We start from the raw sequence: 19,381 nt of genomic DNA on the forward strand, positions 1-19,381 counted from the left end.
CAAGCGTCCTCACGCGTAGTTGATCAGCACCGACTTGGTCTCTGTGTACATGTCGATCACGGCGCGTCCGAGCTCGCGCCCGAAACCCGACTGCTTGAATCCGCCGAACGGCATCGCGTTATCCAGCAGCGAGTGGCAATTGACCCATACCGTGCCCGCCTTGATGCGCGGCACGAGCTTGTGAATTGCCGAGAGATCGTTCGACCAGATGCTCGCGCCGAGTCCATAAGGCGTGTCGTTTGCCTTGGCGACCACGCTGTCGATATCGTTGAACGGCATCGCGACGAGCACCGGTCCGAAGATCTCTTCGCGCACGACCCTCATCGAATGATCGGTATCGACGAGCACTGTCGGCTTCACGAAGAAACCGGCGCCGTCCTTGGGCGCACCGCCCGCGATAGCACGCGCGCCTTCATCGCGGCCCGCTTCGATATAGCTCAGCACACGATCCATTTGCCGTGCGGAAACCAGCGGGCCGATCTGCGTCGATTCATCGAGGCCCGGTCCCATCGGCAAGGATTGCGCGATCGCCGCGACACGCTCCATCACGCGATCGAATACTTTCTCGTGCACATAGACGCGCGAGCCCGCAGTGCAGACTTGTCCCGAGTTGAAGAAGATCGCATTGGCGACGCCTTCTGCCGCTTTATCGATATCGATATCCGGCAGCACGATAACCGGCGATTTGCCGCCGAGTTCGAGCGACATGCGCGTCATGTTATCGAGCGCCGCGTGACCGATAGCTTTACCCGTCGGCGTGGAACCCGTGAACGCGATCTTGTCGATGCCCGGATGACGCGCGAGCGCCGCGCCCGCCGTGCGGCCGAGGCCGGTGACGACATTCACGACACCCTTCTCGATGCCCGCCTCTTCGATCAGCTTCGCGAGCCGCAATGCGGAAAGCGGCGTGTCTTCCGCAGGCTTCAGCACGACGGTGCAGCCAGTCGCGAGCGCGGGCGCGAGTTTCCACGATGCCATCAGCAGCGGAAAATTCCACGGAATGATTGCGCCGACGACGCCGACCGCTTCCTTGCGCGTATAGCCGAAGAAATCGTTCGACGGGCTATATGGAATCGATGCTTCCAGCGTGCTGCCTTCGATCTTGGTCGCCCAGCCGGCCATATAGCGGAAACATTGCGCGGCCATCGACACATCGAGCCCGCGGGCGACCGTGACCGGTTTGCCATTGTCGAGCGATTCGATTTCCGCGAGCTCGCGCGCGTTCGCTTCGATAAGATCGGCAACGCGCAGCAAGAGACGCTCGCGATCCGTCGGCTTCATGCGCGACCATGCGGAGTCGTCGAATGCGCGGCGTGCGGCTTGCACGGCGCGATCGACATCGATTTCGTCGGCGCTCGGCACGCGTGCGAGCAGTTCTCCATCGGCGGGATCGATCACATCTAGTGTCGCGCCGCTCGCGCTATCGACCCATGCGCCATCGATGAGCATTTTTTTCGCCGATGCGAGGAATGCGCGCGTGGAATCGAGCATCGCGGGATGCTGGCTGTTATTCATCGGGTTGTCTCCTAGTAATGTTCCGGGACGGCGTTCACGCCGTTCTCCTGCAATTCCTTGACGAGCTTCATGCGGATACGCGCGACATCGGTGAGCGCGGGTCTGCGATGCGCCGCAATTTCTTCCGCCGTATAAGGCTTGAACGATGCGGGCCGCGATTGCTCGTTCATCGTCGCGAGCAACCAGTTCAAGACGTTCGCGAGCTCTGCGTCGTTCAATGCGGAATTGGCAGCGCCCGGTACTCGCATCACAAACTGACGGCCGTCGGGAAGCGAGACGAAATGACCGAGCGAGTTGCGCAATGCGGGCACCTTGCCGGGAATGCCCGAGCCATCGGCGGTGTGGCATCCCATGCAATTGAGCACCCAGTCCTGTCGCGCGCGCGCCGCGTCGTACGCCTGCGTCTGCGATGCCGCCGTCGTCGACAGCGCGGCCAGCGTCCCAGCGACGAGCATCGCCCGCGGCTTCATAGCCCCAGGCCCTTCACGACTGCTTCGCGACGCTGGTGCACGGCGGTCTGATCGAGCGGGCCCGCGCGCCATGCCTTGACTTCGGCGACGTCGAAAGGCTTCGCTGAACCATGCTGCGCGTTCAGATCGAACACGACGTAGTTCAACACATCCGCGATCTCTTCATCGGAGAGCGATGCGAAGCTCGGCATCTTGAAGTTATAGCTTTTCTCCTTGACCTTGATCGGGCCGAACATGCCATAGAGCACGGTGTGCCCTAATTGCGCGCGGCCATCGGCAGAGCCCGCATATTTGCCGGGATATTCGACGAGCGGCGGCGCAAGTCCGTCCATGCCTTTTCCGCCTGCCTGATGACAGACCGCGCATTTGCCATCGAAGGTCGATTTGCCGCCCGGGTAATGCACTGTCTGTGCGAAAGCGCCCGAAGCAAAGCTCATTGCGCCGGCGACCAACGCCGCCATCAAAACAGTTGCAGTCTTCATTGCGTTGCCGCTCCCAACAGGACCGATACCGAGCAGTGGTAATTCGAATTGCCGTTCGCCATGCACCAGTTGATATCGTTATTGAGCGATAGCTTGTAAAGCGGCTTTTCGCGTTCATTGCGATTGCAGAAGCAGCGTCCGCAGCTCGTCTTGCCGCAGCAGTCGTTGTACGACACGATGTAATCCGAGCCGTCGTGCGGATTGCGGCACGTTCCGATCCACGTGATCGGAGAAGGCGTCGTGCCCGGCGGGCAACTGCTCGACGTGCCGCCACAGCAGCTGCAAAGCCAGCCGTCGATCGCGCAATACTTCCAGTAGTCGCAACTCGTCGGATCATCGCTTGCCGATGAACCCGGCTTCTTCGGCTCCGTTGCATAGGCGGTGCGATCGACCGGCAACAGCGGCACCATTGCCGATCCGACCAGCACTTTCCCGAGCTTCGCCATCGCGCTGCGCCGCGAACTGCGTTGCGCGACGCCGCGCGCCTTATGTTCGAAGAATGAATCCAGCCATTTCATGGACGCTCACCTGTAGGAATGGAAAAGTTATCGGCGTCTTCAGGCGTGCTGCCCGACTTGCGCTTCGTGGTCGTGATGGCCGTGATGCGCGTGGTCATCGTGCTTGCCGTGCACGAATTCCTGCAGCGACGCGACACCGCGTTCCTTCGCTTCGAACAGGCTTTCCAGATGTTCACGCGTGTTCACGAGACCTTTCGCGCGGACCTTGCCTTCGTCATCGAGCAGCACGGCATAGGGCAGCTTGCCGATCTGATAAGCAAGGCCGAGTTCCTGCGACAGCACATACGGATATTGCGAAAGACCGGACTTGCGATAGAACGCGGCGTGCTCTTCGAATTCGCCATCGCTGGCAAGCACGATGTCGACCGAACCTTCGCGCGCCTGGATCGACGGAAGCAAAGGCAGCAGCTTCTTGCACACGGGGCACGTCGGCGAAAGGAAGAAGACGAGCGTGTTGCGCTTCGAGTTCGACAGGCCGCCGACCTTCACTGCGCGGCCGGCGATATCGCCGAGTTCGAACACCGGTGCGATCGCGCCGACGGCCGGTCCCTTGTCGATCATGAGCGCGCCCGCGGGCATCATGCGTTCATAGAGAATGCCGACTTGGCGAACAAGTGCGAGACAGATCGCGCCGAGCGCGAGCAAAGCGGCCCACGACAGTGCGGCCGAAATCATCAGGGCGGTTTGCATCATGAATTCCTCAGAGAATCGAGCTTGGGAAGATTGACCAGCAGCACGTCGAGCGTGAACCACGCGGCGACGGCGAAAAGCGTGCAGGCGCCTGCGCTCAGATAGTCGAACCACATCAGCGCGCGGCTCGTAGCGGGAATGAGTGCGGCGGCCGCGAGCGCGGCGAGCATCAGAGCACGCGCGACGTGCCACCATCCGATCGACTTAGGCGTGCGCGTCGATGAGCTTGCTGCGATGAAGCCCGAGCAGCCACAATCGATGTCGGTATGACCGCGCAGCACGTTGATCGCGAGCGCCGCGCCGAAGAGCACGAAAAGCGCGGCCAGCACGATGGCGCTGACCATGCGGGTATCGGCGAACAACACGCCGATCGCGCCAGCCGCTTCGAGTGCAGGCAACGCGAACGACAACGGCGTCACTGCGAACGACGGCAGCAAGGCGAACGCTTCGAGCGAAGCGCGAAAGCGTGATGGTTCGCGCCACTTCGGCGCCGTGCCCGCGAGTGCGATGATCGTCGCGCTTGCGATGCACACCATGAGAATGACGGGATCGATCATCGCGTCACCTCAAGGGTTGAGCAGCAACGTCGACGTCGTGCCGAGTTGCTTTTCGACATGCTGGCGCTTGCCGGTCGTCGCGTCCATCACGACGAGATCGGATGTCGGCGTGAGGCCGTAGAAGAGCGGCTTGTCATCGGTGCTGACCTGGATCGCGAGCAGCGGATCGATCTTCTGCTTCGCGAGATCCCAGCGCGCTACGCGCTTCTTGCTCTGCGTGTCGTAGACCCAGATCTCCGTGCCCGGCTCTTTATGCGAACCGTCCGCGCCCTTGTGCATGGCCACGTAAAGACGATGTGTGCCCACATTCAGCGCGGTCTGCTGCAAGCCTCCCGGACGCCAGCCTGCCTTGCGTTCCTGATCGCTCAGCAAGGACCACGACGGTCCGAACACCGGTGCATCGCCGGAGAAATCGGCGGTACGCACGTTGCCGTTGAACGTGGTGAAGAGATACTGGTTGCCGTCGCGCACCGCGTTGATGAAGGCCGGGTCTTTATCGACGTCGATGAACGCGTCGGAGAGCTTGCGGCTCGCTTCCTTGCCGCTTGCATCGAGCTTGATGGTGAGCGCCTTGCCGCTCTCGCACAGTGCCGAGAAGCGGTCATTGCCGCTCGGATACGCGAGCACGCAAGCATCGGTGTCGATCTCTCCGAGAACCTTCTTCGCGGCCGTATCGATGACCGTGACCGATGTCGACGGCGTAATGTTCGACACGTAAAGTCGGCTACCGTCTTCCGAGAGGATCGTGCTGTAAGGCGTCGGCACGGTCTGACCGTGCTTGGCCGGGATCACGATTTCATCGGTCACCTCGAGCGTCGTGTTATCGATGATCTCGACTACATCGGTGCGTGCGCCATGGCTGCCGCGCGCGAAATACGTCGTCGCGACATAGCTCGTCTTGTGGTCGGGGGAGATCGTGAAGCCCGGAGCGAAGCCTGCATCGATCTCGCCGAGGAAGCGCTTCGTGTCGCCGTCGAAGACATGAACGCGCGCATCGGTCATGCTCGCAAACGACACATCCGTCACGAACACGCGATGCGGGCTATAGGGCGGGACCTTCGCAACCGTCAGTTCTTCCGGCTTTTCGGCCGCGCCCGCGTGCGGCTGACACGCAAGCAGTCCATACAGTAAGGCCCCCATGGCGGTGGCTAGCCGTCTCATCTCCATCTGTGCGTCTCCTTGTTTATCGTCGAAACGACTCTAAAGACGACAATAAAAAGAAGCACTTCGGAACCGGCAGCGCGTGCGTGCCGAAATGGAGCATTCGAAAGGGAGCCGACAGAGATGAGGCTTTTCGCGCAGATTTTCGAAGCACGAATGCCGACATCAAGCCGCGACAATGCGGCCTGTTATCGGCAACCAGGAATGCGTGAAGCGCTGTTCAGCGGGCGCGCGGCGTTTGAGAGGGAAGTTCGCCGAACAGGCTTTTGTAATCGCTGGCGAAGTGGCCGAGGTTCGAAAATCCCCAGCGCATTGCAGCCTCGCGAACCGGTACTTCGCTTTGCGATGTCGTTGTAAGAAGCCGTCTCACCTGAGCAAGGCGCACGGCTCGCAGATAACTTACAGGGTTCATCTGCGTGACGGATTGAAAGCTGTTTTGAATGGTGCGGCGGCTCACGCGCAGTTTTTCGCATAAATCCAGCACCGATATCGGCTGCTCCGGACGCGCAAGCACGAGATCGTGTGCGCGCCGCACGACGTCGGCGCGGCACGCATAAGTGAGCCGGTCCTCGCGCGTCGGTACATGAAACGTCAGGAGGTCGAGGATGCTTTCCGTGACCGTATGTGTGAAGCGATGCGCGCCATCATCGGACAAAATCGGATTCCGGTCCGCCAGCACGGTCTCGACCGCCGCGATGATGCGCTTACCCGCACGCGCGCCGGCGGCGCCGGGAATGCTCAGCACATGACGGCTGAGGATTTCGTCCTGCACATCGACGCCCGCCGCGTCCGCCGCTGAAGCAAGCAATTGCGCATCGATGGCGACGCCAAGCATCGACATATCGGGCGGCGAATGCAGAAGAAATTCCTTGTCGCCGGGCGCGACGACGAGCGCGTTTTCGTCGACCCGCACGCCCTGAAACGAGAACGGCGCGCCACCGCCGAGCACGAGTCCGAACGTGACGAATCCGGCCGGCAATTGCCCGCGCTGAACGATACGCACGTTCGCAGATTCCTGAAAGACCTGAACGCCCGCTAATGAAACCTGCTTCACCGTGCTGCGGAATGCGCCCTCGCCCACCTGGTCATAGCGCTGCTCCCACCCAGCCAGCGCATGCGCGTGGTGGTCGGCGTCCTCGAAGGTTTCGTAGTTGGCGTACATGCCCTCCTCCTGCTGCTTGCGTCGCCTCGACGCGACTGCTTATAGGTTTTCAATTTTTTTGCGTCAAGCTTTTCGATTCTTCTTCTCTAGTGCCTGTTGCGCAATCCTAGGAATGCACGATTGAAAAACACATGCGCTCATGCGTAGGCGATCACGCGCTATCGCGAAGTTCAGTAATTACTTTAACAACTAGTTCGCAAGGATTGCACCCTGATAGTGCGCCCAAGAAGGTTCGCAGATCAGAAGTCTGCGTTTTGACCTCGCGACACGGCAAATCAGTCAAAAGCGCATCTATCGATAAATGCCGCCGATGTCGATTCAAATTTGCCTCACTGATGATCGCATCCCTTTTCGGCGAATTTGACGCCGATATCCTCCGCATCGACACTGCCTCACACCCGAACCTCACTTCCCAACCACCATGAAGCCCAAAAGCAAGCGCTATACATACGAGTGGTATGTCGTCGTGATCTGCATGCTGGCTTATGTGTTCTCGTTCATCGACCGGCAGGTGCTCGCGCTTATGATCGAGCCGATCAAGCGCGATCTGCATCTCAGCGATACGCAGTTCAGTCTCTTGCACGGCTTCGCGTTCTCGCTGTTCTACGCGGTGATGGGCATGCCGATCGCGTACCTCGCGGACCGTTTCGCACGTCCGCGCATCATCGCTGCGGGCATTGCGCTGTGGAGCGTCGCGACCGCGGCATGCGGCCTGAGTCAGAGCTTCGTTCACATGTTCGTCTCGCGCATGAGTGTCGGCGTGGGTGAAGCCGCCCTATCGCCGGGAACCTATTCGATGCTCGCGGATTTTTTTCCCAAGGAAAAGATGGGCCGTGCAATCGGCATCTATTCGCTCGGCTCGTTCATCGGCGGCGGCATTGCATTTCTTGTTGGCGGTTATGTGATTGCATTGCTCAAGCACGCGAGCGTGTTCGCCTTGCCGCTGGTCGGCGAACTACGCGCATGGCAATTGACGTTCTTCATCGTCGGATTGCCGGGTCTTCTCGTCGCCTCCGTCTTCATGCTGACGGTACGCGATCCCGCGCGCAAAGGACTTGCGCAGGACGGGTCGGGCAAGGTCAAGCGAGTCGCGATGGGTGATGCGCTGCGTTTCATCGCCAATCATCGCAAGACCTTTTTCTGCCACTACGTCGGCTTCTCGTTCTATGCGATGGGCCTGTACTGTCTGATGAGCTGGACACCTGCGTTCTATATGCGCCGTTTCGCTCTCTCGCCGGTCGAAACGGGTTATATGCTCGGCATCGTGATGCTCGTCGCCAATACGACGGGCGTCTTCTGCGGCGGCTGGCTCAGCGACTGGCTGCTGCGTCGCGGACACACCGATGCGCCGATGCGCGCAGCGTGGATCGGCGCGGCATGCATGCTCGCTCCTGCGATCGCGTTCACTCAGACGACGAGCCTCGCCGCATCGCTCGCATGGCTCGTCGTGGCGATGTTCTTCGCGTCGTTCCCGTTGCCGACTTCCGCCGCCGCCATGCAGGCACTTGCGCCGAACCAGATGCGCGCACAGATATCCGCGATGTTCCTGCTGGTATCGAATCTCATCGGACTGGGTCTCGGCACGACGCTCGTCGCGCTTATCACCGACAAGGTATTCGGATCGCCGCTCGCGGTTGGACACTCGATGGCCATCATCAATGCCGTGGCGATCGGGCTTGCTGCCGTGCTGCTTTTCGTCGGATGCAGCCAATACCGATCGAGTCTCGAACGCGAAACGCGTGAAGCGCGCGTGACGATCGATAGCCCGGGCCTGCATGAGAGCATGCCCTCCGGCGCGACGCCGACACCTCGATATGCCGAGCGCTTGTGATCCATGTTGCTCACTCAACGCGCAACGTCGTGTCAATCCGTATGGTGCAACAAGGGCAACGCGAAGCAGCATTCCAGTCCGCCGCCCGCCGCGCGTTGCGCCCAGATCCGTCCTTCGTGACGCGACACGATGTTCTTGCACAACGACAGGCCGATGCCGTTGCCGCCCGCCTTCGACGACGAGAAGCCGTCGAACAGGCGTTCGAGCGCATCATCGGGCACGCCTGGTCCGTCGTCGATCACATGCAGTTCGGCTGTCTTTCCGTTCGTCATCGCGGCAAGCGTGACGGTGCCGGCAGACGGTTTCATGCCGCTCATTGCTTCGACTGCGTTGAATGCCAGATTGAGGATCACCTGACCGATAAGCACGCGCTCGCAACGTATCGGCAACGGCTCGTGCGATGGCTCGATCCTGACCGTCACGCCTTCGTCTCGCGCGCGCAACTGGATGAAGTAAGCGACATCCGCGAGCACGTCGCGAAGATCGGTCTGAGCTTCGGCAGGCTCCCGCTTCACGATGAACTCGCGCACGCTCTTGATGATATGCGCCGCGTGCTCTGCTTGCCGGTCCGCTGCACGCAGGCCCCAGATCGCGCTGTCGATGGAATCTGGCCGCGCGAGCCGCTGAATCGCGCCTTCGATGAAGTTGCGCACGGCAGCGAGCGGCTGGCTCAACTCGTGCGCGATCGCGGTCGCCATTTCGCCCATAGCGTTATAACGTCCCGCGTATTCGAGCATCCGCGCTTCGCTTCGCCGGGCTTCCTCGATCGCCACTTCATCGCTGATGTCGCGGAAATGAACCAGTGTGCCGTCTTCGATATCGATGCGCCTGCACGTTATGCGCAGCCATCGTTTCGCGCCGTCACGACGCGTGATCGCATAGCGTTGCGCGGGCGTCGAATGTTGGCGCGTCGCACTGCGCAACTGGGTGACGAGCCGGTCGCGATCGGCTCTCGTGCAATAGTCGAGCGCGACGCCGAGCGGCGCATCGTTCGCGACACCGAGCACGCGTCGTCCCGATTCGCTGATGAAACTCACCTTGCCGCGCGGCGTCAGCACTGCAACGCCCTCACCCAGATCCTGCATGTATTCGCGCAAGCGTGTTTCATAGCGGCGCAATTTCTGCCGCATTGCATCTTCAGCGCTGATGTCGCGAAACTGCACCATCACAACTTCGCGTCCCGTGAGCGGTACGTATGTCGCGATTGCCTCGGACAGCATGTCGACGCCCGCGCGCGAGCGATAACACCACTCATAACTTTGCGGACCTTCCGTGATGGAGCGATCCATCGCATTCACGGCAATTTCGCGGCGATACCTGATGTCATCGCGCGTCATATCGTGCGCCTTGAGCGGAAGCAATTCTTCCACCGAAAAACCCAGCGCGATGCATGCTGCGCGATTGGCCCACACGATGGCCTTCGTTTCGGCCTCGTGTAGCAGAACGCATTGCGTCAGCGCATCGAGCAGGCGGTGGAAATCGTCTTCGGTGGGGAAGTTCATGTCGTGGCGCAGGGGATACATGGTTGCAACGCTAACCATAGCATCGGCGCGTCCCGCACGTCGCTAAAGATTTCTTTAGCCGGACGGGAGGCTTCACCGAATCGCACGCTCGCCTTCCCAATTGTTTCAGCCTTTTTGCATTCCTAGACTGGCATTACTGCGTGTGGCTCGAAAGCACTTCAACTCAATCTCATGCGCCATACGAACGAAAAGGAGATGTCCCCATGTCAGCATCCGCGATTGCAGTCGCCCTTCGCGACGATCTGTCCAGTCAAACCGACGCGATAGCGCTCGACGATGTGATCGCCGAAATCGCCCGGCGTCGCGATGAATTCGACCGCGTGTCGCACGTACCGCGCGATGTCATCGATAAGCTCAAGCGCGCAGGTATCTATCGTGCGGCCACGCCAAAACGATTCGGCGGTGACGCGCGCGCACCGGGAGAATTTCTGCAGATGATCGAGCGCATCGCTGTCGCTGACGGCTCCGGCGCATGGGTCGCGAGTTTTGGATCAGCGAATCTCTATCTCGCCGCGTTGCCGCTTGCGACGCAAGCTGCAATCTACGCCGACGGTCCCGACCAGGTGTTTGCGGGCGGCCTCTTCCCCGTTCAGAACGCACAGCCAGCATCGGGCGGCTATCGCGTGAGCGGCACATGGAAGTTCGCGAGCGGCTGCAAGGGCGCGGACTGGCTCGGCGTCGGCATCGGCACCAGCAAGCCGGGTGAAGCACCAGGCAAGCCGCGTACGGCCGTGTTTCGCCCCGCGCAAGTCGAGATCGTCGAGAACTGGAACGTCGTCGGCATGCAGGGCACGGGGAGTCACGATTTGCGCGTGACGGATCAATTCGTTGCTGAAGACTGGACCTTCGTTCGCGGTGGCCCATCAACGGTCGATGAACCGCTCTATCGCTATCCGACCATCGCTTATGCGGCGCAAGTGCTCGCCGTCGTGAATCTCGGTCTGGCGCGCGCAGCGCTCGATGTCGCGAATCATATGGCCGGAGGCCGCAAGACAACGACAGGCGCGCCGCAACTCGCCGACCGCGCCTACTACCGGATCGAGCTTGCAAAAGCGGAAGCGCAACTGCGCAGCGCACGGGCCTTCTTCTACGAATCGACCGACAGCGTATGGCAATCGATTCTCGCGGGCAATGAAGTTATGCCGGAACAAGTGAGCCTGCTACGCCTCTGCGCAACGCAGATTGCGCGTGAGGGCGCCGATGTCGTGAATCGCGCCTATCGACTAGGCGGCACGATGGCGATCTATCGCACGCATCCATTGCAACGCCTGATGCGCGACGCGATGGTCGTCACGCAACACGCATTTCTCGGCGAAGGGAACTACGACGGCGCGGGTGCCGTGTTCGTCGGTGTGCCGCCCATTCCCGGCTATCTTTGATCCCCATTCATCGCATAACGCATAACATCAGGAGTAACGCTTCATGACCGATAACCGAAACCTGCCTTTGCGCGTGCTCTTTTGCTGCGGCGTAACGCAGAACTTTTTTGATTTGCCGCGCGAGAAGATCGGCGAAGTATGGCAAGCCTACGGCAAGATGCTCGCTGCTGCCGAAGCGATGGAGAACGTGCGCGTGTTGGGCGTGATGGACGACGATCGTCTCGTCGTCGGCCAATCCGATGGCGCGCCGTGGACCTTCTACATCATGGCCGACGTAGCAGACTTCGATACGGCCGCCGCGGTATGCAATCTCTATCGCACGACGCCCGTCGGCGAATACAACCTGTGGCGTTATGGAAAGATCGAGGCGCGTGTCGGACGTGCATTGTCGGTACCGTGATGCAATGCTCTGCGCCGTCGCCGCATACATTGCGGCCGCTCTCGCCCATTAGAAAAGGAACTCGAATATGTCCAAGAGAATCGCGCTCATCACGGGTGCCGCGCGCGGCCGCGGCGCCGTGGTCGCGCGCCGCTTTCATGCCGCAGGCTATAGGGTTGCGCTGGCCGATATCGCAATCGAAGCAACGCAAGCGCTCGCATGCGAGCTGAGTGCGGACCAGAGCAGCGCATTCGCCATCAGGCTGGATGTGGCATCGAAGACGGACTTCGAACACGGACGCGATGCCGTGCATGAACGCTGGGGCCGAATCGATGCGCTCGTCAACAACGCGGGTGCATCGAAAGTCGTGCCCGTGATGGAGATTACCGCAGAGCAGTTCGATCAGGTCATCGATATCAATCTGCGCAGCGTGCTCTTCGGCTGTCAGGTATTCGGCCTCTATTTCGCGGATCGCGGCGCGGGTCGCATCGTCAATATCGCATCGCTGGCGGGACAGAACGGCGGTTCGGCGACCGGCGCGCATTACGCGGCCGCCAAAGGCGGTGCGATTACATTGACCAAGGTTTTTGCGCGCGATCTGGCCGCGCGCGGCGTGACCGTCAATGCGATCTCACCTGGTCCGCTTGACCTTCCGATCGTGCATGAGAGCCTGCCTGCCGACAAACTCGACAAGGTTATCGCCGGCATTCCCGTGGGACGTCTCGGCTCGGCCGATTACATCGCCGACGTGGCCGTGCTGCTCGCATCACCAGATGCGTATTTCGCCAACGGTGCATGCTGGGACGTGAACGGCGGCCTTTACATGCGTTAGCGAGTTCGAATCATGCGCGCTCGTCGCCGGATGGGCTCCATACTTCGAGCACATCGCGCACGAGCGTCGCGATGGACGCAGCTCCGAGCTTGTCCTTGATGCTCGCGCGATGCACGTCGACGGTCTTGACGCTGATCTGCAGATCGGCGGCGATGCGCTTGCTCGCTTTGCCCTCGATCACGCCGCGCAAGACCTCCTTCTCGCGCCCGGTCAGCGAGTCGACGCGCTCGCGCAACTCGCGTTGCCGCTGGTCTTTCGCGTGACGCTGCATCGCGAGCTTCATCGCGCGCTGCACGCGATCGAGCATTTGCTGGGAGTTATAGGGCTTCTCGACGAAATCGATCGCGCCATGCTGAAGCGCGCGAACGGACATCGGAATGTCGCCGTGACCGCTCACGAAGATGATCGGCAAAGTCGCACCGCGGCGGTTGAGTTCGGCTTGCACGTCGAATCCGCTCGCCTCCGGCATCCGTACATCGAGCACGAGACAAGCGGGACGACTCACATCGAATGCGCGCAGAAAATCGGCGGCATTGGCGAACCCTTCCGACTTCACGCCGACTGAATCGAGCAGCCATGCAAGCGAGGTACGCATGCCGTTGTCGTCATCGACGATATAGACCATGGGAGCGGAAGAATTCATTGCGATTGCTCTTTCGATGCGCGCATCAGGGACCAAGCGCGCCGGAGGATTCGGCTGTCTCATCGCAGGGTCTGTTTTTTGATGCGCCAATGATAACCAGCCGAAATTCACCGCGAAAGTCCTTTCTTTACCTCGATGACGCGAGATAGGTAAAAGCTTTAGTGCGTTCGGTAACTACGCCGGGCGAGCGGGCGGGACGTGCCGATTTTATTTGTGCGGTTCAGCGCGTACGCTTGATTGACCATTTGCTATACACAACCTGAACATGAAACGAACAGGAGACGCTCCCATGTCCGCGCTGCCCCGTCCCGACCTTTCCGATATCGATCAGGTGCGCAAGCTGTTCCGCCAGGCCATGGCTCATCTGGGCGCAGCAGTGAATGTGATTACGACGACAGGCACGCATGGCCGCTGCGGCATTACTGCGAGCGCGGTGTGCTCGGTCACGGATGCGCCGCCTACGCTGCTCGTCTGCATCAACAGGTCGAGCGCCATGCATGCCGCATTCGTGAACAATCGCAATGTGTGCGTGAACGTGTTGCCGGGTCACCTCGAACAGATCGCGCGACACTTCGCCGGTCTCACGCAATTGTCGATGGACGAGCGCTTTTCGTTACCGGTGTGGGACGAAGGCGCGAACGGCGTGCCGGTGTTGCGCGATGCGCTCGCCAGCCTGCAAGGGACGATCGTCGAGGCGAAGGAAGTGGGATCGCACTCGGTGATGTTCGTGCAAACCACCGCGATCCGCGTGCGCGACGACGGCGATAGCCTGATTTATTTCGATCGAAACTTTCATCGCGTGCCGCGTGCATGTGATGCGCGGTAGTGTGCGCGCGAGCCTGATTCGTTTTCAGGCTCGCGCACACTGATCAATTCAACGCCGAAAGACGCGTATTCAGCCGCGCACGCGTGATCGCTGCGATTTGCGCGAGCGCCTCATCGAGTTCCTGCTGCGTGCTGCGTCCAATGCGACGTTCGAGCGCGCTGAAGATGCCTTCGCGCGTGTAGTGCCGCACGCAGATGATGAACGGAAAGCCATGCCGCTCGAGATAAGCTCTGTTGAGACGATCGAGCGACGCTTCCTGTTCCATCGACATGGCATCGAGCCCGGCGCTCTTTTGTTCGGCATCGGAATCGGCCGTCATCGTTCCCGAGCGAATGTTTGCGCCCGATAACAACGGATGCAGGTTCAGAAATGCGCGCTGGCTTTTATCGTCCAGATTGCGGATGACATCCATCATCGCGTCATGCAAGGCATTGGCGGATGCGAACGGCCGCACGCTCCACGCGCCCTCCGCCGCTTGCGGAAAATGCTCGAACACGCTTGCGAATGTACCAATGAATGCCGCGCGGTCCAGCGAATTGACCGGCTCCAGGTTGATCGACTGTGACATGCTCGCGTCTCCTATGGCGTGTCGATGGCAATTCGTGCCGAGTATAGGAACCGCGCGATCGGGCGGCGAGACAGCCGATCCTATTGACCGCATAACAGAACACGATAGCGCTACGCGCGATGCATGTCGCGCAGCGCGCGCAATTCCTGAGCGGCCGCCGTCAGCATGCCGCGCAGCCAGACGTGCGATGCCGAGCGATGCCGCGACGGATGCCACAACTGATAAAAGCGCATGAACGGAAATTCAATCGGGGCGTCGAGCACAACGAGCGGAAGATGCTGCGCGTGATAATTCGCGAAATGCCTGCCGGTCGTGAGAATAAGATCGGTGCCCGGAATCAGGCTCGGCGCGAGATTGAAGTACGGGCAGCTCACGCGGTTATCGCGATGCACGCGCATGGTGCTGAGTCCCGTATCGACGACGCCGCGCTGATCGCGCGAATATGGCGTGGGCACGATATGCGATGCACTCAGATAGTCCTGGGCATCGAACTTGCCTGATTGCGCATAGACGCTATCGCGCGCGACCACGCACACGACATCGTCCTCCAGCAATACCGACAAATGAAGATGCTCGGGCGGATTGGGCCAGTTGCCGATCACGATATCGGGCGAGCCTTCGGAAAGCCCCTGTTCGTAATTGAATGAAGCCGAAAGCGGCACCGCAATGAGGCGCGCGCGTGGTGCAGCGTGCCTGAATTCGCGCACGACATGCGCAAAAAACGGGGGCGCCAGGTAATCGGGCATTCCGACGGTAAAGCTTTGCTCGGTTGTCGCGGGATCGAAATGATCGTCGGATACGAGCAGGTTATCGAGCGCACTCAATGCGGCCTGTGCGCTCTGCGCGAGCTGAATCGCGCGTTCGGTCGGCACCATCGCGTTCTTTTCGCGCGTAAGCAGCGGATCGTTGAAGATGGCGCGCAGACGCTTGAGCGCCGAGCTGATGGCCGGCTGCGACTGGTTCATACGAATGGCCGTGCGTGACACGCTGCGTTCCCCGATCAGCGTGCACAGCACGCGCAGCAGATAGGTATCGAATGGATCGTCGGTGCGATTCATGATGATTTCGGTGTCTCTATTGTTCGCGTGGCTGCGCCGCTATTTTGCCAGCCGGCACTGCGGGAACCGCTTCATGCGAGGCGCGCTAGGGTAATCCATAAGGCGTGAAAAGTGCGGCGAAAAACCGTGCAAAGCCCTATCGCACAAGGCTTTCGAACCCATATACATGTTGCTATGGGGCCTATTGGCTCGTCCCCCGTTCCCGATTTTTTGGCCGTTTCTATACTTGCTTCCAACCGAGCGCACGGCCGTGTCCGCGCGACGCAAACCGACTGGAAAGGAGAAACCATGTCGCTCATCAAACAGGAGATGCCGGTTTTCGCGAGCGCGGTAGAAAGCGCCGAAGCAAGCGTCTATCGCAAGGTTTCATGGCGCCTGCTGCCGTTCCTCGGCGTGCTGTGGGTGCTCGCATGGCTGGATCGCGTCAACATCGGCTTCGCGAAGCTGCAAATGCTCGACTCGCTGCATTTCAGCGAAGCCGTATACGGTCTCGGCGCGGGCATCTTCTTCATCGGCTACTTTCTCTTCGAAGTGCCGTCGAACATGCTGCTGCAGAAGATCGGCGCGAAAAAGACCATCATGCGTATCACGATATGCTGGGGCGTCATCTGCATGTTGCAAACGCATGTCACCACGCCCACGCAGTTTTATGTCCTGCGTTTCCTGCTCGGCGCATTCGAAGCAGGGTTTTATCCGGGCGTCATTCTTTACCTCACTTACTGGTATCCGTCGCAGCGGCGTGCGCGCGCCTTCGGCACGTTCATGTCGGCTTCTGCGATCGCGGGCGTGCTCGGCGGTCCCCTCGCCGGCTGGATCATGACGTCGATGGGCGGCGTGCACGGCATGCACGGATGGCAGTGGCTCTTCATCATCGAAGGTATTCCGTCGGTGCTGGCCGGTGTGTTCGCGTACTTCTACATGACCGACAAGCCCGAGCAGGCGCGCTGGCTTTCCGATGATGAAAAGCGCGTCGTGCTCGATGCCCTGCAACGCGACAACGCAGCGATGGGCGAACGCGGTCACGACTGGCGCTCGCTCTTCAAGAACCGCAAGGTGTGGCTGCTGATCGCGATCTTCTTCTGCCTGCTGTGTGCGAACTCGACGCTCACTTTCTGGATTCCCACCGTCATCAAGGACGTTGGCATCAGCACGCCGATGGCGGTCGGCTGGATCGCGGCGGTCGCCTATTTGTGCGGTGCTGCGGGCATGATCATCAACGGCGCGCACTCGGATCGCAGCAATGAAGTGCGCTGGCACTTCAGCGGTGCGGCAATCGTCGGAGGCATATCGATGGCCGCGCTCGCGATGCTGATGGGTTTCGACAAGATCTCGCCGGTGATCGCGCTGCTCGCGATGACCGCATCGCTCATCGGCACCATGAGCGCGATTCCCGTTTTCTGGCAATTGCCCAACCGCTATCTCGCTGGCAGTGCGGCCGCAATCGGCGTGGCGCTCATCAATTCCGTCTCCAATCTCGCAGGCTTCGGCGCGCCCTATGTGATGGGACTCATCAAGAACGCGACGGGCAAGGTGACGACCGGCCTGTACCTCGTGGCCGTAATCGAAGTGCTGGCCGCGGTGCTCGTGATCGTCGGCATCCGCAAGCTCGGCAACAAACAAGGGGCCTGACATGCGCGACAAGAACACATCATCCCCTGCATTCGACGTGAGTCGCCGTCGCTTTGCTCTGCAATCCGTGGCACTTGGCGGCAGCATGCTGATCGCGAAGACGGCGCTGTCCGCCGATGCACCCGCGCCGAATCAGACGACCGGCCCGGTGCAACAGGATGGCCTGAGCCCACGCCTCACGATGCACGGCCTGGACACATGGCATGGCACGCCCGCTTCGGGTATGCGCGTGGAGCTGTTTGCGATCGACGACGGGCGTTCGAAGTTCCTTCAGACGATCACGCTGGCTGCAAGCGGACGCAGCGAGCCTCCCCTCCTGATCGGCGATACCTATCGCGCGGGGACTTATGAGTTGTTGCTGCATGTGGACGAATACTTCGCCGCACGCAAGGCGGATCTTCCGCAGCCGATGTTTCTCTCGAAGATCCCGCTGCGCTTTCGCATCACGGACGTCAATCAGCGCATTCATTTGCCGGTGCTGTTCGGACCGTGGAGCTACAACTACTACCGCGGCAGTTGAGCCGGAAAGTACTCGAACGCGAGATCAGGAGAAAACATCATGGCCGCAGGCATTACCACGCACGTACTCGACGTCGCACTCGGCAAACCCGCCGCCGGGATGCAGATCGAATTGTTCGATATCGGCAGCGAGCCGCCCACGCTGCTCGCGCGCACGCGCACCAATCGCGACGGACGCACCGACTCGCCGATCCTGCCGGCGGCGCAAGCGCGAGCGGGGAATTTCGAGTTGCGCTTCTGGGTCGCCGATTACTTCAAGACGCCCGATGTCTTCGCGGACGTCGTGCCGGTTCGCTTCACGCTCGCCGATGCGACGCAGCACTATCACGTCCCGCTGCTTTGTTCGCCTTGGAGTTTCGGCACCTATCGCGGAAGTTGAATCAGCGCTTACTGCAATTGACGATTGATGTTTCGCAACATGGAGACGCGCACGAACGGATAAGAAAATGTCTAAAGCAACTTCCATTTCTTATTCGAACCGGAGTGAAATCTGGATTTGCAATGTGCGTCTCACCACTTACCGTCCTGGAGCGATATTCTAGACTTTCCACTGCTACGCATTTACACGAATCTCCTCTAGCGCATTGCGGATGTGCATGGCATAGTGCGATCGACGATCTATTAGAGGTAACTCATGTCAACGCTAGAAAGTATTCAGGCGCGTATCGAAGCACTTCAAGCGAAAGCGGATGCGCTCGTTGCAAAACAATCCGAGAATGCGCTGCAAAAGATTCATCACCTGATGTCGAGCCATGGATTGACCATCTCGGACATCGAAAGCTATTCCGGTTCACGCAAGAAGGCGGGCAGTTCGGCTTCCGCGAAGAAGCCCGGCGCAGTCGCCTATCGGGATCCAAAGACCGGTGCGACCTGGAGCGGCCGCGGACGCGCGCCGGGCTGGATCGCCAATGCAAAGGACCGTAGCAAGTTTGCGGTTGGAGCAAGCGCGCAGGGAACCAAGGCTAAAGGAAAAACGCGCGCTGCGGTCAAGCGCAAAGCAAAGGGACAACCGCGCGGTCCTCAACCCGCGCTCTATCGCGATCCGGAAAGCGGCGCAACGTGGAGCGGTCGTGGCCGCGCACCCGCATGGCTCGCATCGGTTAAAGATCGGACACCGTTTCTGATTGCCTGACACTGTATTCACACAAACGGCGGAGTTCGTGCACGACTCCGCCGTTTTCTTTGCGGTCCGGAGTTTCAATCTATACACGCGGATCGAAATCGAATTCGATCCTGATGCCGCCCGGTTCGTAAATCATCATGTGGCGCTTTGGACCGGCTCCTAGCAGTTCCGGCGCGAATTCCACTGCCACTCCCGGCCATGTCGACACGCGCTCGAGAATCGTCGCGAGTGCGGCTTCATCCGTTGCGCGCAATGCGAGATGATGAAGCCCGATATTCTTTCGCCGATCGAATGCTATAGGCGCCGATTCATCCTTCACCTGCCATAACGTAACCAGCAGCTTTCCGTCCGATACGAATACGGCGGGATACTCGGACCGCTCGCCGACGATCTGCCAGCCGAGACATTGAACGAAAAAGTCACGCGTTGCGTCGAGATTGCGCACGGTGAGACCTACGTGATCGATTCCAGATGTCAGCATCGCTTCCTCCGCGTGCATTCGAGCGTTCAGGAGAA

The 19,381-nt window shown here is 60.2% G+C and carries 22 protein-coding genes; 9 read left to right on the top strand and 13 right to left on the bottom strand.

Going from position 1 to position 19,381, the window contains the following annotated elements:
• Nucleotides 1-9: 9 nt before the first annotated feature.
• The 8 genes from NCS00_RS17420 to NCS00_RS17455 all read right to left on the bottom strand — a co-directional run bounded on the left by NCS00_RS17420 (nt 10) and on the right by NCS00_RS17455 (nt 6,555).
• Nucleotides 10-1,515, bottom strand: a complete 1,506-nt coding sequence (locus tag NCS00_RS17420) for an aldehyde dehydrogenase family protein (protein WP_250440609.1) — start codon at nt 1,513-1,515, stop codon at nt 10-12.
• A gap of 11 nt (nt 1,516-1,526) precedes the next feature.
• Nucleotides 1,527-1,985, bottom strand: coding sequence for a c-type cytochrome (locus NCS00_RS17425; protein WP_409017557.1), 459 nt, complete (start codon nt 1,983-1,985; stop codon nt 1,527-1,529).
• Nucleotides 1,982-2,467, bottom strand: a complete 486-nt coding sequence (locus NCS00_RS17430; RefSeq protein WP_250435828.1) for a c-type cytochrome — start codon at nt 2,465-2,467, stop codon at nt 1,982-1,984. The genes NCS00_RS17425 and NCS00_RS17430 overlap by 4 nt, the downstream gene beginning before the upstream one ends.
• Nucleotides 2,464-2,985: a methylamine dehydrogenase light chain gene (locus NCS00_RS17435; protein ID WP_008353338.1), complete on the bottom strand. Its 522-nt coding sequence runs from the start codon at nt 2,983-2,985 to the stop codon at nt 2,464-2,466. The genes NCS00_RS17430 and NCS00_RS17435 overlap by 4 nt, the downstream gene beginning before the upstream one ends.
• Nucleotides 2,986-3,024: 39 nt before the next feature.
• On the bottom strand, nt 3,025-3,678 hold the full coding sequence (mauD, locus tag NCS00_RS17440) for a methylamine dehydrogenase accessory protein MauD (RefSeq protein ID WP_175979346.1): 654 nt from the start codon (nt 3,676-3,678) through the stop codon (nt 3,025-3,027).
• A complete protein-coding gene (locus tag NCS00_RS17445; protein ID WP_175979347.1) occupies nt 3,675-4,232 on the bottom strand; it encodes a MauE/DoxX family redox-associated membrane protein in 558 nt (185 codons plus the stop codon). The genes mauD and NCS00_RS17445 overlap by 4 nt, the downstream gene beginning before the upstream one ends.
• Nucleotides 4,233-4,241: 9 nt before the next feature.
• Nucleotides 4,242-5,372 (bottom strand): amine dehydrogenase large subunit, encoded by a 1,131-nt coding sequence (locus NCS00_RS17450; RefSeq protein WP_250440611.1) that lies wholly within the window; start codon nt 5,370-5,372, stop codon nt 4,242-4,244.
• A gap of 241 nt (nt 5,373-5,613) precedes the next feature.
• A complete protein-coding gene (locus NCS00_RS17455) occupies nt 5,614-6,555 on the bottom strand; it encodes a helix-turn-helix domain-containing protein (RefSeq protein WP_008353332.1) in 942 nt (313 codons plus the stop codon).
• Between the two features lie 421 nt (nt 6,556-6,976).
• Here NCS00_RS17455 and NCS00_RS17460 point away from each other — a divergent pair, with 421 nt between their 5' ends.
• Nucleotides 6,977-8,386 (top strand): spinster family MFS transporter, encoded by a 1,410-nt coding sequence (locus NCS00_RS17460; protein ID WP_250440612.1) that lies wholly within the window; start codon nt 6,977-6,979, stop codon nt 8,384-8,386.
• A 32-nt stretch (nt 8,387-8,418) separates the two neighbouring features.
• On the opposite strand, the gene NCS00_RS17465 is transcribed toward NCS00_RS17460, so the two are convergent.
• A complete protein-coding gene (locus tag NCS00_RS17465; protein ID WP_250440613.1) occupies nt 8,419-9,888 on the bottom strand; it encodes a sensor histidine kinase in 1,470 nt (489 codons plus the stop codon).
• Between the two features lie 224 nt (nt 9,889-10,112).
• Here NCS00_RS17465 and NCS00_RS17470 point away from each other — a divergent pair, with 224 nt between their 5' ends.
• The 3 genes from NCS00_RS17470 to NCS00_RS17480 all read left to right on the top strand — a co-directional run bounded on the left by NCS00_RS17470 (nt 10,113) and on the right by NCS00_RS17480 (nt 12,499).
• Entirely contained in the window at nt 10,113-11,288 is a 1,176-nt protein-coding gene (locus tag NCS00_RS17470; RefSeq protein ID WP_250440614.1) for an acyl-CoA dehydrogenase family protein, read from the top strand.
• Between the two features lie 43 nt (nt 11,289-11,331).
• A complete protein-coding gene (locus NCS00_RS17475; RefSeq protein WP_250440615.1) occupies nt 11,332-11,688 on the top strand; it encodes a hypothetical protein in 357 nt (118 codons plus the stop codon).
• A 67-nt stretch (nt 11,689-11,755) separates the two neighbouring features.
• Nucleotides 11,756-12,499: an SDR family NAD(P)-dependent oxidoreductase gene (locus NCS00_RS17480; protein ID WP_250440616.1), complete on the top strand. Its 744-nt coding sequence runs from the start codon at nt 11,756-11,758 to the stop codon at nt 12,497-12,499.
• A gap of 10 nt (nt 12,500-12,509) precedes the next feature.
• Here the strand turns inward: NCS00_RS17480 and NCS00_RS17485 are convergent, their stop codons facing one another.
• Complete coding sequence (locus NCS00_RS17485; RefSeq protein WP_175979354.1) at nt 12,510-13,142, bottom strand: response regulator transcription factor; 633 nt, start codon at nt 13,140-13,142, stop codon at nt 12,510-12,512.
• A gap of 289 nt (nt 13,143-13,431) precedes the next feature.
• On the opposite strand from NCS00_RS17485, the gene hpaC reads away from it, so the two are divergent.
• Complete coding sequence (hpaC, locus tag NCS00_RS17490; protein ID WP_008353320.1) at nt 13,432-13,968, top strand: 4-hydroxyphenylacetate 3-monooxygenase, reductase component; 537 nt, start codon at nt 13,432-13,434, stop codon at nt 13,966-13,968.
• A 43-nt stretch (nt 13,969-14,011) separates the two neighbouring features.
• Here hpaC and uraD read toward each other — a convergent pair whose 3' ends face one another.
• Nucleotides 14,012-14,536 carry a 2-oxo-4-hydroxy-4-carboxy-5-ureidoimidazoline decarboxylase gene (gene uraD / locus NCS00_RS17495; protein WP_250440617.1) on the bottom strand — a complete coding sequence of 175 codons (525 nt, stop codon included), beginning with the start codon at nt 14,534-14,536 and terminating at the stop codon, nt 14,012-14,014.
• Nucleotides 14,537-14,646: 110 nt separating this feature from the next.
• A complete protein-coding gene (locus NCS00_RS17500) occupies nt 14,647-15,594 on the bottom strand; it encodes a LysR family transcriptional regulator (protein WP_008353318.1) in 948 nt (315 codons plus the stop codon).
• A gap of 288 nt (nt 15,595-15,882) precedes the next feature.
• Between NCS00_RS17500 and NCS00_RS17505 the strand changes: the two genes are divergently transcribed.
• The 4 genes from NCS00_RS17505 to NCS00_RS17520 all read left to right on the top strand — a co-directional run bounded on the left by NCS00_RS17505 (nt 15,883) and on the right by NCS00_RS17520 (nt 18,874).
• Entirely contained in the window at nt 15,883-17,223 is a 1,341-nt protein-coding gene (locus NCS00_RS17505; protein ID WP_250440618.1) for an MFS transporter, read from the top strand.
• Nucleotide 17,224: 1 nt separating this feature from the next.
• The gene (locus NCS00_RS17510; protein ID WP_175979356.1) at nt 17,225-17,743 is read left to right on the top strand and encodes a hydroxyisourate hydrolase; all 519 of its coding nucleotides are present in this window, start codon (nt 17,225-17,227) and stop codon (nt 17,741-17,743) included.
• Nucleotides 17,744-17,782: 39 nt separating this feature from the next.
• Nucleotides 17,783-18,121 carry a hydroxyisourate hydrolase gene (gene uraH, locus NCS00_RS17515; protein WP_008353315.1) on the top strand — a complete coding sequence of 113 codons (339 nt, stop codon included), beginning with the start codon at nt 17,783-17,785 and terminating at the stop codon, nt 18,119-18,121.
• A 255-nt stretch (nt 18,122-18,376) separates the two neighbouring features.
• A complete protein-coding gene (locus tag NCS00_RS17520) occupies nt 18,377-18,874 on the top strand; it encodes an H-NS family nucleoid-associated regulatory protein (protein WP_008353314.1) in 498 nt (165 codons plus the stop codon).
• A gap of 70 nt (nt 18,875-18,944) precedes the next feature.
• Here the strand turns inward: NCS00_RS17520 and NCS00_RS17525 are convergent, their stop codons facing one another.
• Nucleotides 18,945-19,346 carry a VOC family protein gene (locus tag NCS00_RS17525; RefSeq protein WP_033536174.1) on the bottom strand — a complete coding sequence of 134 codons (402 nt, stop codon included), beginning with the start codon at nt 19,344-19,346 and terminating at the stop codon, nt 18,945-18,947.
• Nucleotides 19,347-19,381: the final 35 nt, after the last annotated feature.

The organism is Caballeronia sp. AZ1_KS37, from assembly GCF_023631165.1.
GTDB classification, from domain to species: Bacteria; Pseudomonadota; Gammaproteobacteria; order Burkholderiales; family Burkholderiaceae; genus Caballeronia; species Caballeronia zhejiangensis.

Bases quoted from the DNA above. Each gene is read 5' to 3' on its own strand.
- NCS00_RS17505 (WP_250440618.1), top strand. From the start codon at position 15,883: ATGTCGCTCATCAAACAGGAGATGCCGGTTTTCGCGAGCGCGGTAGAA.
- NCS00_RS17500 (WP_008353318.1), bottom strand. From the start codon at position 15,594: ATGAATCGCACCGACGATCCATTCGATACCTATCTGCTGCGCGTGCTG.
- NCS00_RS17475 (WP_250440615.1), top strand. From the start codon at position 11,332: ATGACCGATAACCGAAACCTGCCTTTGCGCGTGCTCTTTTGCTGCGGC.
- NCS00_RS17470 (WP_250440614.1), top strand. From the start codon at position 10,113: ATGTCAGCATCCGCGATTGCAGTCGCCCTTCGCGACGATCTGTCCAGT.
- NCS00_RS17425 (WP_409017557.1), bottom strand. From the start codon at position 1,985: ATGAAGCCGCGGGCGATGCTCGTCGCTGGGACGCTGGCCGCGCTGTCG.
- uraD (WP_250440617.1), bottom strand. From the start codon at position 14,536: ATGTCACAGTCGATCAACCTGGAGCCGGTCAATTCGCTGGACCGCGCG.
- NCS00_RS17485 (WP_175979354.1), bottom strand. From the start codon at position 13,142: ATGAATTCTTCCGCTCCCATGGTCTATATCGTCGATGACGACAACGGC.
- NCS00_RS17455 (WP_008353332.1), bottom strand. From the start codon at position 6,555: ATGTACGCCAACTACGAAACCTTCGAGGACGCCGACCACCACGCGCAT.
- NCS00_RS17445 (WP_175979347.1), bottom strand. From the start codon at position 4,232: ATGATCGATCCCGTCATTCTCATGGTGTGCATCGCAAGCGCGACGATC.
- NCS00_RS17510 (WP_175979356.1), top strand. From the start codon at position 17,225: ATGCGCGACAAGAACACATCATCCCCTGCATTCGACGTGAGTCGCCGT.
- NCS00_RS17435 (WP_008353338.1), bottom strand. From the start codon at position 2,985: ATGAAATGGCTGGATTCATTCTTCGAACATAAGGCGCGCGGCGTCGCG.
- NCS00_RS17460 (WP_250440612.1), top strand. From the start codon at position 6,977: ATGAAGCCCAAAAGCAAGCGCTATACATACGAGTGGTATGTCGTCGTG.
- mauD (WP_175979346.1), bottom strand. From the start codon at position 3,678: ATGATGCAAACCGCCCTGATGATTTCGGCCGCACTGTCGTGGGCCGCT.
- NCS00_RS17480 (WP_250440616.1), top strand. From the start codon at position 11,756: ATGTCCAAGAGAATCGCGCTCATCACGGGTGCCGCGCGCGGCCGCGGC.
- NCS00_RS17465 (WP_250440613.1), bottom strand. From the start codon at position 9,888: ATGAACTTCCCCACCGAAGACGATTTCCACCGCCTGCTCGATGCGCTG.
- NCS00_RS17430 (WP_250435828.1), bottom strand. From the start codon at position 2,467: ATGAAGACTGCAACTGTTTTGATGGCGGCGTTGGTCGCCGGCGCAATG.
- NCS00_RS17525 (WP_033536174.1), bottom strand. From the start codon at position 19,346: ATGCTGACATCTGGAATCGATCACGTAGGTCTCACCGTGCGCAATCTC.
- NCS00_RS17520 (WP_008353314.1), top strand. From the start codon at position 18,377: ATGTCAACGCTAGAAAGTATTCAGGCGCGTATCGAAGCACTTCAAGCG.
- NCS00_RS17450 (WP_250440611.1), bottom strand. From the start codon at position 5,372: ATGGGGGCCTTACTGTATGGACTGCTTGCGTGTCAGCCGCACGCGGGC.
- uraH (WP_008353315.1), top strand. From the start codon at position 17,783: ATGGCCGCAGGCATTACCACGCACGTACTCGACGTCGCACTCGGCAAA.
- hpaC (WP_008353320.1), top strand. From the start codon at position 13,432: ATGTCCGCGCTGCCCCGTCCCGACCTTTCCGATATCGATCAGGTGCGC.
- NCS00_RS17420 (WP_250440609.1), bottom strand. From the start codon at position 1,515: ATGAATAACAGCCAGCATCCCGCGATGCTCGATTCCACGCGCGCATTC.